Source organism: Sphingobacterium paramultivorum (assembly GCF_014109745.1).
GTDB lineage: Bacteria > Bacteroidota > Bacteroidia > Sphingobacteriales > Sphingobacteriaceae > Sphingobacterium > Sphingobacterium paramultivorum.
Map to the genome: position 1 here is coordinate 4,163,507 of NZ_CP058555.1, position 16,339 is coordinate 4,179,845.

At 39.7% G+C, this 16,339-nt stretch carries 11 protein-coding genes; 8 read left to right on the forward strand and 3 right to left on the reverse strand.

Annotated features, from left to right (window positions below):
* The first annotated feature begins 62 nt into the window (after positions 1-62).
* From HS960_RS17395 to HS960_RS17405, 3 genes are all read left to right on the forward strand, one after another.
* Positions 63-1,856: an alpha-L-fucosidase gene (locus HS960_RS17395; RefSeq protein ID WP_228280067.1), complete on the forward strand. Its 1,794-nt coding sequence runs from the start codon at positions 63-65 to the stop codon at positions 1,854-1,856.
* A gap of 211 nt (positions 1,857-2,067) precedes the next feature.
* Positions 2,068-3,963, forward strand: coding sequence for a PAS domain-containing sensor histidine kinase (locus HS960_RS17400; RefSeq protein ID WP_182330243.1), 1,896 nt, complete (start codon positions 2,068-2,070; stop codon positions 3,961-3,963).
* Between the two features lie 159 nt (positions 3,964-4,122).
* Positions 4,123-4,530 carry a response regulator gene (locus HS960_RS17405; protein ID WP_153847470.1) on the forward strand — a complete coding sequence of 136 codons (408 nt, stop codon included), beginning with the start codon at positions 4,123-4,125 and terminating at the stop codon, positions 4,528-4,530.
* A gap of 105 nt (positions 4,531-4,635) precedes the next feature.
* Here HS960_RS17405 and HS960_RS17410 read toward each other — a convergent pair whose 3' ends face one another.
* Positions 4,636-6,411, reverse strand: a complete 1,776-nt coding sequence (locus HS960_RS17410; RefSeq protein WP_159730652.1) for an aminopeptidase P family protein — start codon at positions 6,409-6,411, stop codon at positions 4,636-4,638.
* Positions 6,412-6,647: 236 nt separating this feature from the next.
* Here HS960_RS17410 and dacB point away from each other — a divergent pair, with 236 nt between their 5' ends.
* From dacB to HS960_RS17435, 5 genes are all read left to right on the forward strand, one after another.
* Positions 6,648-8,072: a D-alanyl-D-alanine carboxypeptidase/D-alanyl-D-alanine endopeptidase gene (dacB, locus tag HS960_RS17415; protein ID WP_159730654.1), complete on the forward strand. Its 1,425-nt coding sequence runs from the start codon at positions 6,648-6,650 to the stop codon at positions 8,070-8,072.
* Between the two features lie 93 nt (positions 8,073-8,165).
* On the forward strand, positions 8,166-10,448 hold the full coding sequence (locus HS960_RS17420) for an NADP-dependent malic enzyme (RefSeq protein ID WP_153847473.1): 2,283 nt from the start codon (positions 8,166-8,168) through the stop codon (positions 10,446-10,448).
* Between the two features lie 32 nt (positions 10,449-10,480).
* A complete protein-coding gene (ruvA, locus tag HS960_RS17425; RefSeq protein WP_153847474.1) occupies positions 10,481-11,062 on the forward strand; it encodes a Holliday junction branch migration protein RuvA in 582 nt (193 codons plus the stop codon).
* Positions 11,063-11,729: 667 nt separating this feature from the next.
* On the forward strand, positions 11,730-13,586 hold the full coding sequence (locus tag HS960_RS17430; RefSeq protein ID WP_153847475.1) for a beta-N-acetylhexosaminidase: 1,857 nt from the start codon (positions 11,730-11,732) through the stop codon (positions 13,584-13,586).
* 180 nt (positions 13,587-13,766) lie between these two features.
* Positions 13,767-14,243 (forward strand): GAF domain-containing protein, encoded by a 477-nt coding sequence (locus HS960_RS17435; protein ID WP_153847476.1) that lies wholly within the window; start codon positions 13,767-13,769, stop codon positions 14,241-14,243.
* Between the two features lie 134 nt (positions 14,244-14,377).
* On the opposite strand, the gene HS960_RS17440 is transcribed toward HS960_RS17435, so the two are convergent.
* Positions 14,378-14,980, reverse strand: a complete 603-nt coding sequence (locus tag HS960_RS17440) for a hypothetical protein (RefSeq protein ID WP_182330245.1) — start codon at positions 14,978-14,980, stop codon at positions 14,378-14,380.
* A 31-nt stretch (positions 14,981-15,011) separates the two neighbouring features.
* A complete protein-coding gene (locus HS960_RS17445; RefSeq protein WP_153847478.1) occupies positions 15,012-16,232 on the reverse strand; it encodes an LVIVD repeat-containing protein in 1,221 nt (406 codons plus the stop codon).
* Positions 16,233-16,339 lie beyond the last annotated feature (107 nt).

Here is a 16,339-nt window from a genome sequence, read left to right on the forward strand (position 1 = left end):
AATTTAAGGATTGATGTTCGATTTTTTGCCTATCTTGTAAGTCAAAAAACAGAACAACCTTTATGATACCATCAATCAAGCGACTACTGATTTTGTCATTATTGCTATTCAGTATTTCGGCCAAACTATTTGCACAAACTTCTGAAAAAGCCTCTTGGTTTAAAGATGCCCGCTTTGGCATGTTCATTCATTGGGGACTATACAGTGCGGCTGAAGGCATGTGGAAGGGTGAACCTTTACGTTATATGAATAACTATGCCGAGTGGTTAAGATATCGCAACCGCGTTTCCAAAGAAGAGTACGGTACTTTGGCAAAACGTTTCGACTGGAGTAAAATAGATCCTGAGCAATGGGTTCTTCTAGCAAAAGAGGCTGGGATGAAATATATCATCATCACCGCCAAACATCATGATGGTGTTGCCCTTTGGGACACAAAAGTTGGTCATTATAGCCTCCCAAAATTGAGTGGTTCCAATCGGGATGTCATCAAAGATATCGCAGAGGCTTGTAGAAAGCACGGCATGAAATTAGGTTTTTATTATTCACATTGGATTGACTGGGAACATCCATACGGCTGGAACCATCAACAGGAGCTGTCTGGACATGTTACCGATGCTCAATACAATCAATATTGGCAGGAAAAAGTTATCCCTCAACTTCGCGAACTGATGACTAACTATGGCGACATTGCATTGATATGGTTCGACATGTGGATCCCTTATCAAAAGTCGATCATTAAAAAAGAACAATTACTGCAAGTTGTCAAACTGATCCGTGAACTACAGCCTAATTGCCTGATTAATTCACGTCTAGGTCTTCCTACGGATGCGGAGAATGTGGATTTTGAAACATTAGGAGATAACCAATTTGGCAGCAATTACATTAACCATCCATGGGAGACACCGGGCACCATCGCGCATTCATGGGGTTACAACGGTCAGGAGAATGAATGGAAATCAACCAGTCAAATTTTCCAGTCATTAATCTCCAATGTAAGTCTCAACGGGGGCTTCACCTTAAATATCGGGCCACGTGCCAACGGAACAGTTCCCTACGAAAGTGTCAGTCGTCTGCACGAAGTCGGAGATTGGCTAAACAGCTATGGAGAGGGCATCTATGGCAGTACCGGCCTTGATCTAAAAAACAATCATTTCGATTGGGGTTACCTAACGACCAAAAAAGAAGGACAAAAAACAGTCGTATATGCGCACGTCTTTAATTGGCCCTTAGATCATACACTTCGGATTACAGGAATCAAATCGACCCCAGAACAGGTTTCACTAATGAAGGGAAGTGTATCTACGGCACTAAAATTTGATCAAAGTCTCAGTCTAATCCATATCCAATTACCTGACGCGCAACCTGACCACTATGTTTCAGAAGTTAAATTGACTTTTAACAGTCCGCTGGAATTGGACAAAAATACAATCTCGGAATCAACCTTTGGTGGCTTTTCGTTGAAATCAACCAATAGCCTCAACCAAGGGCTCAAAATTGTACGCTATAACGGCAAAAATCCAACGCATGCGATCCTGACGGATGATACGAAGATAGATTGGGAGGTAACCATCCCTGAAGCAGGCGTCTACTCACTCGATTTCTCAGCACATAATCCCAATAAACAAAACAGTGTTTTTGAAGTCAGTACTGCCAATCAGCTGCTGAAAGGAAGTTTTGCTCCTACAAACAAAATGGTGGTCGAGCCCAATGAAAACAATTACACAGAAGAATTTGTCGAAAACCGCATCGGCAAATTTAAATTCGATAAGCCCGGAAAATATATCGTAACCTTTAAAAGTAAAGAATTACAGCCACTTTGGTTTAACTGGATTTGGCTCGAAAAAATTAAGAATTAAACATAAGTCCTTAGGTACAGAAGATGTAAATTACCAGCAAGCAGATTACTATGCACACATAACAATCTGCTTGCTAGTAATTTATACAAAAAGTTACATATTTTAATATTTATTTATTATTTTGGGGTAAAAGTTACCAATTTTGCAAATAGGGGCTGATAGGCCACTTATGCTTATAAATGAGAAAATTAACCCTAAACATTGTTGGATAATGCATCTGCAACGGGACTCTTTATCTATGCTTTCTGACCAAACTGTAAATACAAGGTTGGAGGGATTAATCACGACCACCGATGATGGCACTATTCTACTGTTTAACAAACGCGCACAAGAGCTTTTAGACCTCGAAAGTACGGCAAACACCAACAAACTACATGAATTAATTACGTTTTATACAGCTGATGATCTTTCAGAACTATCGCCTACAGAAACGCCATTTTTTAGTGCTCTTTCCAAAAACCAAAACCAAAATGAAATTATCCTAGGACGAAAAAAGGATCAAGAGTTTAGATGGTATCAATTCAATGTTCATCTTATTATAGAAGACAATAAAAAAGGTCTTTTAATCTCATTTATTGATGTATCGAAATTGGTCAACAAAAATCGTGTCCTAGAAGATAAACAACACCAACTTCAATTGCTTGTTGCCTCATTGAATGATCTTGTATTTGAAGTAACCGATACTGGGGTATTTAAAAACTACTGGACCAACAATCCGGATCTATTGTTCTATACGCCAGAAGAATTTCTAAATAAGAGCCTCACGGAACTCTTTCCACCTGATCTTGCAGTGCCCGCTCTTCAATTAATACAAAATTCATTAAAATTGGACCGCGAACTTAAGATGGATTTTCAATCCAATTTAAAAGAGCACAAAGACAAATGGTACCGTTTACAGATTAAACCTATACATAGGGCCCTGAACCGGGTAGCCCTGGTTATTTCCGACATTACAAAACAAGTCGAGTCCAATGAAAAGAGTAAATTTAATGAACACAAGTTTAATCAAGCATTTTATTTATCTGGTCTGGGAATCTCGTTGACAAGCCTCGAAGGTTACTGTATAGAATCCAATAACATGTTAACCAAAATTCTTGGTTATTCTCATGAAGAAATGTCGACAACCAAGTTTACTGATAGAACACACCCAGACGATATAGACAAAGATGTTGAACTTAGAGAAAAACTTGTCAGGGGCGAAATCGAAGCATTTACGCTTCAAAAACGCTATCTACATAAATTAGGGCATTTTGTATGGTGTTCTGTAACGGTTGCGGCAGTTTTTGATAATGCCAATACCGCACAATTTCTGATCGTCCAGGTGCAAGATATTTCAGAATCAAAAAAGAATATCGAAATCCTAAAAAGGCAAAAGATTGAATCGGATCTAGTCAAAATAGATCTTGAAACCAAAATACGACAACTAGAAGAATTTGCTAACATCCTCGCTCATGATCTAAAGGGCCCACTCAGCAATATACAGATGCTTATTGACGAAATCAAGGTAACGGATGATGAAAAAATAAAGGCTGATTTTATGAACCTTCTGCATATTAGCAGTGACAACCTGAACGAAACATTACATGATTTGGGGGGTATACTTGATATCAAATCAAACAATTCACTGATTTACGAGCAATGTAATTTTCTAGACGTATTCAAAAAAGTGCAACAGCAATTTATGGAAGAAATACAGCAAAAAAATGCGACTATTTCCATCGAATTCAATGTAAAAGACATTTATTATCCCAAGATTTACCTCGAAAGTATCTTAAGCAATCTCCTGAGTAATGCACTCCGATTTACGGCAACAGATAAAGCCCCTAGGATCGAAATACATACACATCTGGAACAAGAAGGAACGTTATTAACGGTTAAAGACAACGGGCTGGGTATTAACCTGCCAAAATACAAATCTGAGCTGTTTATGTTTAAAAAGGTTTTTCACCGTGGATTTGAGACTAAAGGTGTCGGGTTGTTTCTCATTAGATATCAAATCGAATCATTGGGCGGAAAGATCGATGTACAAAGTAAAATCGATTCGGGTAGTACCTTTTATGTCAAATTTTTAGAAAAAGCATATAAAGATCCGCTGATACAACTATAATAAAAAAATAGTGTTCAATCCTGTTCGTAGAAAATGACTGCTACGATCCTGGACAGCGTGATATCACAAGTAAAAGAGTAAAAGAAAAACTGCAATGTCAATCAACAACAAAGATGAGGTTTATTGACACGATGAAAACAATTATTAATCAAAAAGACCATGACTCCTGAAACTAAAAGAACGATCATTCTCATTGATGATAATGCCATTTTACGTACTATTTTCGGTCATATGCTACAGGGATTTACCGAATATGAGATTGACTTTCATTCCTTCAAAAATGCACTGGATGCATTGGATTTTTTGGATAACAATGACATCAGCCAGTCGTTGATGCCACCCATACTCTTTGTGGATATCAATATGCCATTTATGACTGGTTGGGAGCTAATGGATGTACTTGAAAACAGGACCGACTTCATCAAACGAACCAAGATTTTTATTGTCAGTTCCTCTACGAGCAAAAACGATCAGGAGCAACTGGCTAATTATCCTTTTATAAGCGGTTTCATTCTGAAACCTTTTGGAAAAGAATCTATTTATGAAATTTTGAAAAAAATCGATTAAAAAAAGCCCCCCAAACTTTATTACTTAATTATTGGGGGGCCTTTTATTTTGACAACTTATTGTTGTGGACAGCGGACAGCCACTGTCGTTATTCTTTTTGAGCGATTAAATTGCCTGACACTTATCTGCCAACCAATTTTTTTCCTCAACAGTAAGATGAGTCGATAATTGATCAAATACCCACTGATTATAGTTATTTAGCCAGGCAATATGTTTCTTATCCAATAAGGATTTTTCGACTAAATCGGTTGCGATATAACATATTGTTAGTGTCTCAAAGTCCAGAAATTCTCCAAATTCGGAAGATCCTGCTTTACGGGTCAACACGAGGTTCTCAATGCGAATACCATGTTTGCCGACGCGATACAATCCAGGCTCTATCGAAGTAATCATACCTGGTTCAACAGCAACATCTATTGCAGCTGCATTGAACACTTGTGGACCTTCATGTACGTTCAAGAAGAAACCGACACCATGTCCCGTACCATGCCCATAATTGCGTAATGTTTCCCACAATGGACGACGCGTAATTGCATCGATCTGATAGCCCCGTGTTCCAGTAGGGAAAATGGCCTGAGAACCTTCTATTGTTCCCTTGAGTACAAGCGTATAATCCTCTTTTTCCTCCTGCGTAAGGCCTCCAAGCGTTACCACTCTTGTAATATCCGTTGTACCTGTAGTATATTGCCCCCCAGAATCTACCAATAGTAAACCTTTAGGCTCTAGTGCATAATTCGATTTTTCATTAGCCGAATAATGCGGCAGGGCACCATGATCCAAATATCCCGCAATTGTCGTGAATGAGACGTCAACAAAGCCATCTTGACTTTCGCGAAATCCACGTAATTTGTCAGCAATAGATAATTCAGAAAGCTCACCAGAGGAGACATTCTCTTCCAACCATTTGAAGAAACGAGTCAACGCTATACCGTCTTTTACAAATGTATGGCGGTTATTTTCAACTTCAACCTTATTCTTAATTGCTTTTAAACTCGTCGAAGGGTTTATTTTCTCAACAATTTTAACCTGTTTAGGTACGCTGTCGAAAACAGCAAAACAAGTCCGTTTGGGATCAATTAAAATTGAAGTAATATCTAATGTAGGAATCGTTTTAAAAACATCCTCATAAGCTGCAATATCCACTCCATAGCCTTTCAGTTCTTCCGTTGCCTGAGTTGTCAACTTCGAAGGTTCAATATAAAGCGTTGCTTTTTCTGCTGTAATCAATACAAATCCCAAAACAACAGGATTACAAGGTACATCCTGACCACGGATGTTTAATAACCAGGCCAGGTCATCCAAAGATGAGATCAGATGAGCCTCCGTTCTGTTCTTTTTCATCTCCGCGCGGACAGCTTCAATTTTAGAAACTGTTGACTGCCCCGTAATATTTTCGTCCAGCAGGTAGGCCTGTGCCTTAGGCAGCTCTGGTCGTCCTTCCCATAATGATGACAACAGGTCAACATGACCATCTACTTTAATCTCCAAAGGCTCCAAAGTATTCTGAACAGATTGAGCCACCAATAAAGAAGCGAGATTGCCATCAAAAGCAACCTTAGCACCAGCACCCAACTGCTCGCCCAACCAATCTGCATACTCCGCTGCGCCCTGCACTTTCAATTTCACCAATTCAAAACCTGTTCCTGCCAATTGCTCCACTGCTTGGACAAAATAGCGAGAATCGGTCCAAAGGCCGGCAAAATCTTGTGTGATTGCCAACGTACCTGCTGACCCGGTAAAACCCGAGGCCCAGGCAATGCATTTATAACGTTCCGGTAGATATTCACTGATATGAGGATCTGAAGATGGAATGATATATCCATCGATTCCCTGAACCTTCATCGCCTCACGAATGGCAGCTAATTTTTCGATATGCTTCATGTCGTCTATACAATTTTATGCAAGTTAGGATTTTTTAGGGTCGAATGCCTAACTTTAAGCCAAATAAAACAAACGAAGTACAGCGAACGCTTTTCCCTTAAAATAGGCTGCGTTCAAGTCATCATGATAAATCCAATGGAATATCCATGATTGCCAGCACGAATAGAGATAACCGTGTTTACAAACTCATTGAAGATAAACTGGGATATACCATAGGACGATAAAAAATATTATATATGAACCAATTTCTGCTAAGTACCATTGCTTTTTCTACTTACGCGTTAACGACCGTTACCACTCCATTATTTGCGCAGGATCTTCGCAGTAAAATTCAGGATGCTTTTACGCAGTTTCAAAATCAGGAAAGCCTCAGGAATGGTTTGAGCTCACTGATAGTTTTCGACGGAAAAACAGGCCAGACTGTATTCGCGGCAAATGAAAATATCGGACTAGCAACCGCATCCACCATGAAGGTAATCACTTCGGCGACGGCCTTGGACTTCCTGGGCAAGAATTTTCAGTTCAAAACAACCCTGTATTATACAGGTGAAATCGACGAGAATGGTGTGTTAAACGGAAGTATTATTGTGACAGGCACGGGAGACCCCACCCTTGGCAGCGCTCGCTATCCGGAGACTCAGGCAACAACGATACTGAACAAGTGGCTTACAGCGATCCAAAATGCCGGTATCAAAAGTATTAATGGCGCTATTATCGCCGATGATCGGCTTTATAATGGGAACCAGCTTCCGGGTGGCTGGATCTGGACTGACATGGGTAACTACTACGGCGCGGGGATTTCTTCGCTCAATTGGTGTGAGAACGCTTTTGGCATCAATTTTACCCCAAGTAATAAAATTGGCGCCAAAGCGGAGATCCTTAGTTATACAGCCCAAGTTCCCTATCTGGAAATTATCAATGAAACAACCACTGGTAAATCAGGAAGCGGCGACAATGTATACGCCTATGCTGCCCCCTATTCAACCAAGATATTTGTGCGTGGTTCGTATGGCCAGGATCTCAAGAAAACAATTGAGCTCTCCTCTCCCGATCCGGCTTACGATCTCGCTTATCAATTAAACGAAGTCTTAAACAACAACGGTATTGTTGCCAGCGAACGACCTGCTACTGGGGCAAAAATGGATTCAGTCGATGTTTCAAAAAAACAAACCCTGGATATTCACCTATCCCCAACCTTAGATAAAATTGTCTACTGGTTTAACCAAAAGAGCATCAATCTCTATGGAGAAGCTCTATTGAAAGCGATCGCTTATACAACAGCGGGTAAAACGGGCACCGACGATGGCGCCTATTATATCCAAAAATATTGGAATGCCAAATTAGGCATAAAATCCAGTGAGCTCAATAGTATGGATGGTTCGGGACTATCGCCTCAAAATCGAGTGACCACATCAGCGATGAATAAGATTATGCAGTATGCACAAAAACAAAGTTGGTACCCTGCTTTCTACGAAAGTCTTCCCACCTATAACAATATGAAGATGAAAAGTGGAACAATCGGCGGCGTACTTGGTTATACAGGTGTACATACCAATAAAACAGGACAGTCATTTACCTACACTTTACTGGTTAACAACTATTCTGGGTCGGCCTCCAGCATGCGTCAGCAAATGTTTAAACTGTTGGATGTCCTGAAGTAACATATTATTGTCTAATTATAATAAGATATTGGCAAATATTTCCAATTATCAAAAAGAATGATAGATTTGTAGCCTTAAATTAATAAAATCGTAATGAGTAACACTAATCGTAAACAGGCAGCGTTAAACTACCACGCAATGGGTAGACCTGGTAAAATAGCTGTTGTTCCGACCAAACCAACAAATTCGCAAAGAGACTTATCATTAGCATATTCTCCAGGTGTAGCGGAGCCATGTTTGGCTATTGCTGAGAACAAAGAAGATGCTTATAAATATACCGCAAAAGGAAACCTCGTTGCTGTTATCAGTAATGGTACCGCAGTATTGGGCTTAGGCGATATCGGCGCCCAAGCTGGTAAACCAGTCATGGAAGGTAAGGGTTTATTATTCAAAATTTTTGCCGACATTGATGTATTTGACATCGAAGTGGACACCAAAAATGTGGATGAGTTTGTCAACATCGTCAAAGCATTGGAGCCTACTTTTGGAGGGATCAACCTGGAAGATATCAAAGCACCGGAATGTTTTGAAATCGAACGCCGTCTAAAAGAAGAAATGAACATCCCAGTGATGCACGATGACCAACATGGTACGGCAATCATCTCAGGTGCAGCATTGATCAACGCCTGTGAAATTATCGGTAAAGATATTTCAAAAGTAAAAATCGTCGTCAATGGTGCTGGAGCAGCTGCAATGTCGTGTACAGCAATGTATATTTCAGTAGGTGCTCGCAAAGAAAATATTGTGATGCTGGATAGCAAAGGTGTAATCCGTACTGATAGAGAAAATCTAGACAGTATGAAAGCACAATATGCAACAGATCGCGATATTCGCACCCTGGCAGATGCTGTAAAAGATTCGGATGTATTTATCGGTCTATCGGCAGCAGACGTCATGTCGGCAGAGATGTTGTTATCGATGGCTCCAAACCCAATTGTATTGGCAATGGCAAATCCAAATCCTGAGATTGCTTATGATTTGGCGATGGCAACACGTAACGATATTATCATGGGTACAGGTCGTTCAGATTATCCCAACCAAGTAAACAATGTATTGGGTTTCCCATATATCTTCCGTGGTGCTTTGGATGTACGTGCAACAGCAATTAACGAGGAAATGAAAATTGCCGCAGTGCGTGCAATTGCAGATTTGGCGAAACAACCTGTTCCAGAAGAAGTAAATCAAGCCTATAACACGAGTAATTTAAAATTCTCGGAAGAATATATCATTCCAAAACCTACTGATCCGCGTTTGATCACTGAAGTTTCCATGGCTGTTGCAAAAGCTGCCATCGCATCAGGTGTAGCAAAGACCGTAATCGAAGATTGGGATCAATACAGCGATGCCCTACGTAAACGTCTTGGTAAAGATGATGCGATTATGCGCAATTTGACTATGGCTGCTAAAAGAGATCCTAAACGTGTTGTCTTTGCAGAAGCAGACAATTACAAAACGTTGCGTGCGGCACAGATTGTTAAAGAAGAAGGCATTGCGATTCCAATTCTTTTAGGTAGAAGAGATAAAATCGAACGTTTAATCAAAGAATATGCTTTTGAATTGGATGGTCTTGAAATTATCGACCCAGTTGCTGAAGTTGACAACGAAACGGAGCGTTCGAAGAAATTTATTGAACATCTTTACATCAAAAGACAACGCCGTGGTATATCGAAATACGATGCCCGTAAGTTGATGTACGACCGTAACTATTTTGGTGCCTCTTTAGTGGAATTTGGCGAAGCTGATACCCTAATTTCCGGTATGACCAAAAATTATGCAAATACAATCCGTCCTGCATTACATGTAATCGGTGCTAAACCAGGCAGCCGTGTCGCAGGTATGTATATGATGTTAACTAAAAAAGGACCAATCTTCATGGGTGATACAACCGTAAATGAAGACCCTACAGCACAAGAATTAGCAGACATTACCCTGTTACTAGATAAAGCTGTGAGACGCATGAACATTCAGCCACGTATTGCATTACTATCTTACTCTAATTTTGGTTCAAGTGAAGGAAAAACGCCAACAAAAGTGAGAGCGGCAGCGCAGATCCTGCACGATCAACATCCAGAGATTATTGCTGATGGTGATTTACAAGCAAACTTCGCCTTAAACAGCGAAATGTTGACAGCAAACTTCCCTTTCAGCTGCTTAAATGGAAAATCTGCGAATACACTCGTATTTCCTAATTTGGAGTCCGGAAATATCGCTTATAAATTATTGCAAGAAGTTGGTGAAGCTGAGGCTGTAGGTCCAATCCTTTTGGGTATGAACAAACCAATTCACGTATTGCAATTGGACAGCTCTGTGCGCGAAATCGTCAATATGGTTACCATTGCCGTAGTAGATGTACAAGCACATCTTAAAAATTTATAGAATAGCTTAAAATCTTCCTATATTCGTATACTATGTACGAATATTTCAATGGAAAATTAGCATATAAAGCCCCCACTCATGTTGTTATCGATGTGAGTGGGATTGGTTATTATGTCCACATCTCTCTCTATACCTTCTCCCAAATCAAGGATCAGGAAAATTGTAAACTATTTATTTCATTTCAAGTTCGGGAAGATTCACACACGCTTTATGGCTTTGCGACAGAAGGCGAGAAAAAATTATTCGAAAATTTGATCTCTGTTTCCGGTATTGGCCCAAATACAGGCCGTATGATCCTATCGTCAAACACACCGGATGAGATCCAGTCTGCCATCGTCAATGGCCAGGTTGCCCTAATTCAAAAGATTAAAGGAATCGGCCCTAAAACAGCACAACGTCTTATATTGGAACTTCAGGATAAATTAAAAAAACAGGGCTTCGAAGCCTTGGCATCACCTATCCAATCCCAATCTGTGCCAGAAGAAGCTTTATCAGCGCTGGTTATGCTCGGATTCAACAAAGCCGCGGCAGAGAAGGTGTTAAATACCATTTTAAAGACCGAAAGCAATCTTTCCGTAGAAGATATGATCAAATTAGCACTGAAACGACTTTAATGCATAAACATTTGCTGAACATATCCGATATCAATCATTGGATGATGAATACATGTTGTTAATGCTGTAGCGTAAAAGATATAAAGGAACCTTCGGGTTCCTTTGTCATTTCCCGAACCTCAGTTTTGCTACAAATCGGTCGCTATTCACAGTGCTTCAAATATAAAGCATCAAAACAATATATCCATAAATTATAAGGAGCTAATAGGGACTTTATAGGGACCTCATTCGGACCTTATTCGGATAAGCCCCTATAAGATCCGTTTAACATACCTATAAATTAAGTCGTAATAACAGATTAAAAATGGCTGTCGTCAGAAGATGGTCCAAGGTTGTTATCTCCTCTATCGCTTCAATCGTCTAAATCAGCCGCCTGCACAGCAAATGATATTTATGGGTAGATCATCCGGCCATAAAAAGAAAAAACAGTTAAAAAGCACATTTTTTTTACGCGAATTTAGATCGCATTCCTCGAAGTAAAATGTCAGCTTTAACAGGCTAAACAAACGATTGATCTACTTCAAACAGGCTATTACCCAAAACACTTCTAAGTGCCCAAGAACACTTTTAACAGTGTTTTCATACCCTATTTGTTACATTTTCTCTTTGCTAAAACGTATTTATTCACCTATTTTTAGGACTTCTTATTTCAGTTATAATCTCACGCATGAAGAAACTATTTTCACTTGCGCTGGCTCTAAGTGTAGGAGCAGCAGTATTTGCGCAAGAAAAGAAAGATGCTACCTTGAACATTGTGCCATTACCGCAACAGGTTCAAATTAAAAATGGCACGTTTAAAATCAACGCTAACACCAAAATCGCCTTTGATAGCGAAGAGGACAAAAAAGTTGCAACGCTGTTTCAGGATTTCCTAAAAAGCAACTACAATCTCAATTTATCAGTAGTGAAATCAGCGAGCAGCAATACGATCTATTTCTCCTCCAAAAACGCAAAATCCACTAATGCTGAAGCGTATGAACTTAACATAAGTTCGGACCGCGCAACTATTAGCGGAAAAGCTGCCGGTCTATTTTATGGTATGCAATCGTTGATCCAACTGCTACCTGTAGATAAAAAGGCCAGCATAGAAATTCAACAAGCTTCAATCCAGGATGAACCGCGTTTTGCCTATCGTGGATTACATCTCGATGTTGGCCGTCACTTCTTTCCTGTAGAATTTGTAAAAAAATACATTGATATTCTGGCATCTTACAAATTGAATACGTTTCATTGGCATTTGACAGACGACCAAGGCTGGCGTATAGAAATCAAATCACATCCAAAATTGACTCAAATTGGCGGTTACCGCAAGCAAACACTGCTGGGTAACTACAAGACAGATGGCGATTATGACAACACACCTTATGGTGGTTTCTATACCCAGGACCAAATCAAAGAAGTGGTTGCTTATGCAAAAGCTAAATATGTAACGGTTATACCCGAAATCGAGATGCCAGGGCATGCACTAGCAGCACTTTCGGCTTATCCAGAATTGGGCTGTGGTGATAAGCCAGGACCTTATACAGCTGCTCAGACTTGGGGAGTGTTTGACGATGTTTTCTGTGCCGGAAAAGAAGAAACATTCAAATTGTTAGAAGATGTAATTGATGAAGTCATTCCCTTATTCCCTAGCGAATATATCCACATCGGTGGTGATGAGTGTCCAAAAACAAAATGGAAAACATGTCCATTTTGTCAAAAAAGAATCAAAGATAACAACCTCAAAGATGAACATGAGTTACAGAGCTATTTTATCCAACGTATGGAAAAATACATCAATAGTAAAGGTAAACGTATCATTGGATGGGATGAGATCTTAGAGGGCGGTTTAGCGCCTAATGCGACTGTCATGAGCTGGAGAGGCGATCAAGGTGCAATTGATGCAGCCAATCAAGGTCACGATGTGATCATTACGGCAAACAGCTATGGTCTATATTTTGATCACAAACAAGGTCCTGATCAAAACAGAGAACCTTTAAGTATCGGCGGACTTTCCACATTGAGCAAAGTATATTCGTCTGACCCAATGCCTAGCAAAATTGCTGAGAACAACAAAAAACACGTTTTAGGTGTACAAGCAAATATTTGGACAGAGTATATTGGATCATCCAATAAAGTCGAATTTACAGTGCTACCGCGCGTTTTAGCGCTTTCTGAAATTGCCTGGACTCAGCCAGAGAAAAAGAACTGGAAAAATTTCTCAGAACAGCGTGCAGCAAATCAGCTGGCTAAACTTGACCAAACCAATACATTCTATCGTGTACCGGAAGTATATGGCATAACAGATACCACCGTATATGCTTCGGAATATACGATCAGAGGTTTGAAACCATCTGTTGAAGGGGCCAAAATTTATTACACATTGGACAACTATGATCCTTCAGAATTGGATTTAGAATATACAGGTCCAGTGAAAATTACGGTTCCTAATAGCAAGGAACGTGTTTTCAAAGCCGTTGTTGTAACGCCTTCCGGCAAAAGAAGCAACTACATTCGGGTGAACATTATCAACACCAAGAAATAATAACATTTGCCTGATGCGAAAGCGCTAATATTCTGTTAACTTTGAACAGCGTATTAGCGCTTTTTCATTTCATGCAGGTTGGAACGCAATATGCCGTGAAGCCTTCCGGACAGGCAAAACATGCTTGGCAATTGTAATCCTGATAGCAAATGCATGATTATTTTTTTTACATAGATTTTTATGGCAGAGGATTTACAAATAGCTAAAGGTAGCAAAGAAGAACAATATCAAAATTTACTTCCTCAGATCGGAGGACTATTGCAAGGCGAACCTAATCAAATTGCCAATTTGGCTAACATCGCTGCTGCACTGAAAGAACAATTCAATTTTTTCTGGGTTGGTTTCTATCTTGTGGATGGAGACGAGCTCGTATTAGGCCCTTTTCAGGGACCCGTTGCATGCACACGTATAAAAAAAGGTCGTGGCGTATGTGGGGGTGCTTGGGCACAGGAAAAAACATTGATTGTTCCTGATGTGGAGCAATTTCCGGGACACATTGCCTGTAGTTCGCTCTCGCGGTCCGAAATAGTGCTACCCGTTTTTAAACAGGGACAGATTATCGGTGTGCTAGACGTTGACAGCAGTGAATTAAATAGTTTTGATGAAGTCGATGAGAAATACCTTACGCAGATATTACAGCTTTTAGACAACGAATAAGTAAGCTCTACAACTGAAGAGTGAAATAGCGTAAGTATCGGTCTAGATTTGAAAAACGAACCGTATACTTACGCTATTTTTTTATAATTCAAGCTATCGACACCTGTTAATCCAAAAAAACATCCGATCGATACCTAAAAACCAAATCCTACCTGTAAAGTAAAACGGTGCAGATCATATTTTTTATCCATTTGTGTTATTCCATACCCTATGCTAGTGTGTGGTAAGTTTGCTGAGGGACGCGTATAAGTATCCTTTCGGCTATAGTGCTGATACCGGTATCCCGTTGCCAAAGACCAATATTTCGCTGAATTCTTAAATTTAAAGCGCCAACCCAGCTGTGGATTTACCAACAAGCCGCCCTGATATTCATATTTTAAATTGCTCTCGACTAGATTTTTATTTAAGAAAGCAAAACTATAGCCTAAATCCAATCCTGCAAAAAAACTACGTTTTCTGTCAGGGAATTCCACATAATTCACTCTGGCTGAGAGTGGTAAAAACCATTTTGATCCTTCATTGTTTACAGGATACCTATCCACCCCTGTATTTAAACCCAGAGCGATATTTTCATGGAGCTGCACCCCATGGAATGTATGCAGACCAAATCCAGATTCGAGAAAGGCAGGGCCATAAGTAATAACCGAAAATTCATTATGATTTGTATATTTTTTTGTTTGGGCATCAACAGTTAAATACCCGAGAAGAGCCAAAATGGCAATCGAAAGTCTTTTCATATCAGAATAATGAAGCTCTTGAAATAGTTTCTTAATTGGATCTAATAACAGGAATAATGCTCAATTCCTTCAATTTGGCCTTATTGCTATAATCATATTGATGTACACCTTTTTCTCCAACAACGATCAGCGATTTTGGTCCAGCGATAACATCTATGCTCATCAGATCTTTGTGAGTTTCTAAAAGCTTATTACCTATTTGGCTAACATCACTGGCATCGAATGACTTCAATCCGAATTTTCCATCACAGACATATAAGGTTTTGTCTGCTAGCGCCAGGCCATAGGGATTCTCCAAAGTGAAGGTATTTTTCAACATCGGTTTTGTCAAATCTTGGATATCGATAACTTCCAACAAATTTTGTTGTCCACCACATACCACGCCTGCACGTAAAGTTACAAAGGCATATTTCTCATTGACAACGACAGGATCACAGGCACGAATATGTGCATAACGTGACAGTTCTACGGGAGCAGATGCCGTCGTGATATCATAAATCACCATGCCTGTATTGGAACCGATAAACAGGCTATTTTTAAAGGGAAAAATTGTTTCGATACCAGGGCCTATTTTGATATCCTTTACATAGGCCGGTTTACTTGCATTCTGTACGTTAAAAAGGTGTAATGTCGTTTGATCTACAGCATAGAGGTGTTTATTCGCAATGGTAAATCGCGCCATGGATCCGCCCTGTCCTGATCCCGAATTGGTCTCGTTATAGAGAGGTTCTTTTCGGTCATAAGGTGAATATTTATCTTTTTGGCTATAGCTTACCAGACTATCTCGGAATCCTGTAATGATGCGATCGGCACTGTTATTGAAGTAATCCATTTGAAGCAACATCTTAAACACATCCTTATTCCGTGTCAATAATTTGGGAGATGCAGGGTTTTCGAGATCGAAGGTCAATAGATCTGTAAAACTATCAGCATACAGCTTTCCATCTAGAACCGCAAGATCCACATTGCCAGGTATACTCAGGAACGATATCGCCAGAGGTTTTGACGGATCGACATTATTAAAAATATGAATACCTTTACCCGGCTCATTAATAAACAGGTAATCTTGATAAATATAGATCTTTCCAGTTTGAACAATTGTCGTGGGGCTGCTCACGGGATTAGCTTTAGCCCGTATACTTTCCATTGTTTCGAATATGGGCACTCGAGTCAGATACATTCCTTTACTTTCGATTTTATCACAGCTCGAAAGCGCTATACAGCCTAATAAGATAAGCCAAATTCTTTTCATAAAATATAACTATAAGGTCAATTAAATTTATAATTACCATAGTTAACGATATAATTATGAATTCGCTACAGAGGAAATCTATTTTTTTATCTGCTCAGTTAGTCCGT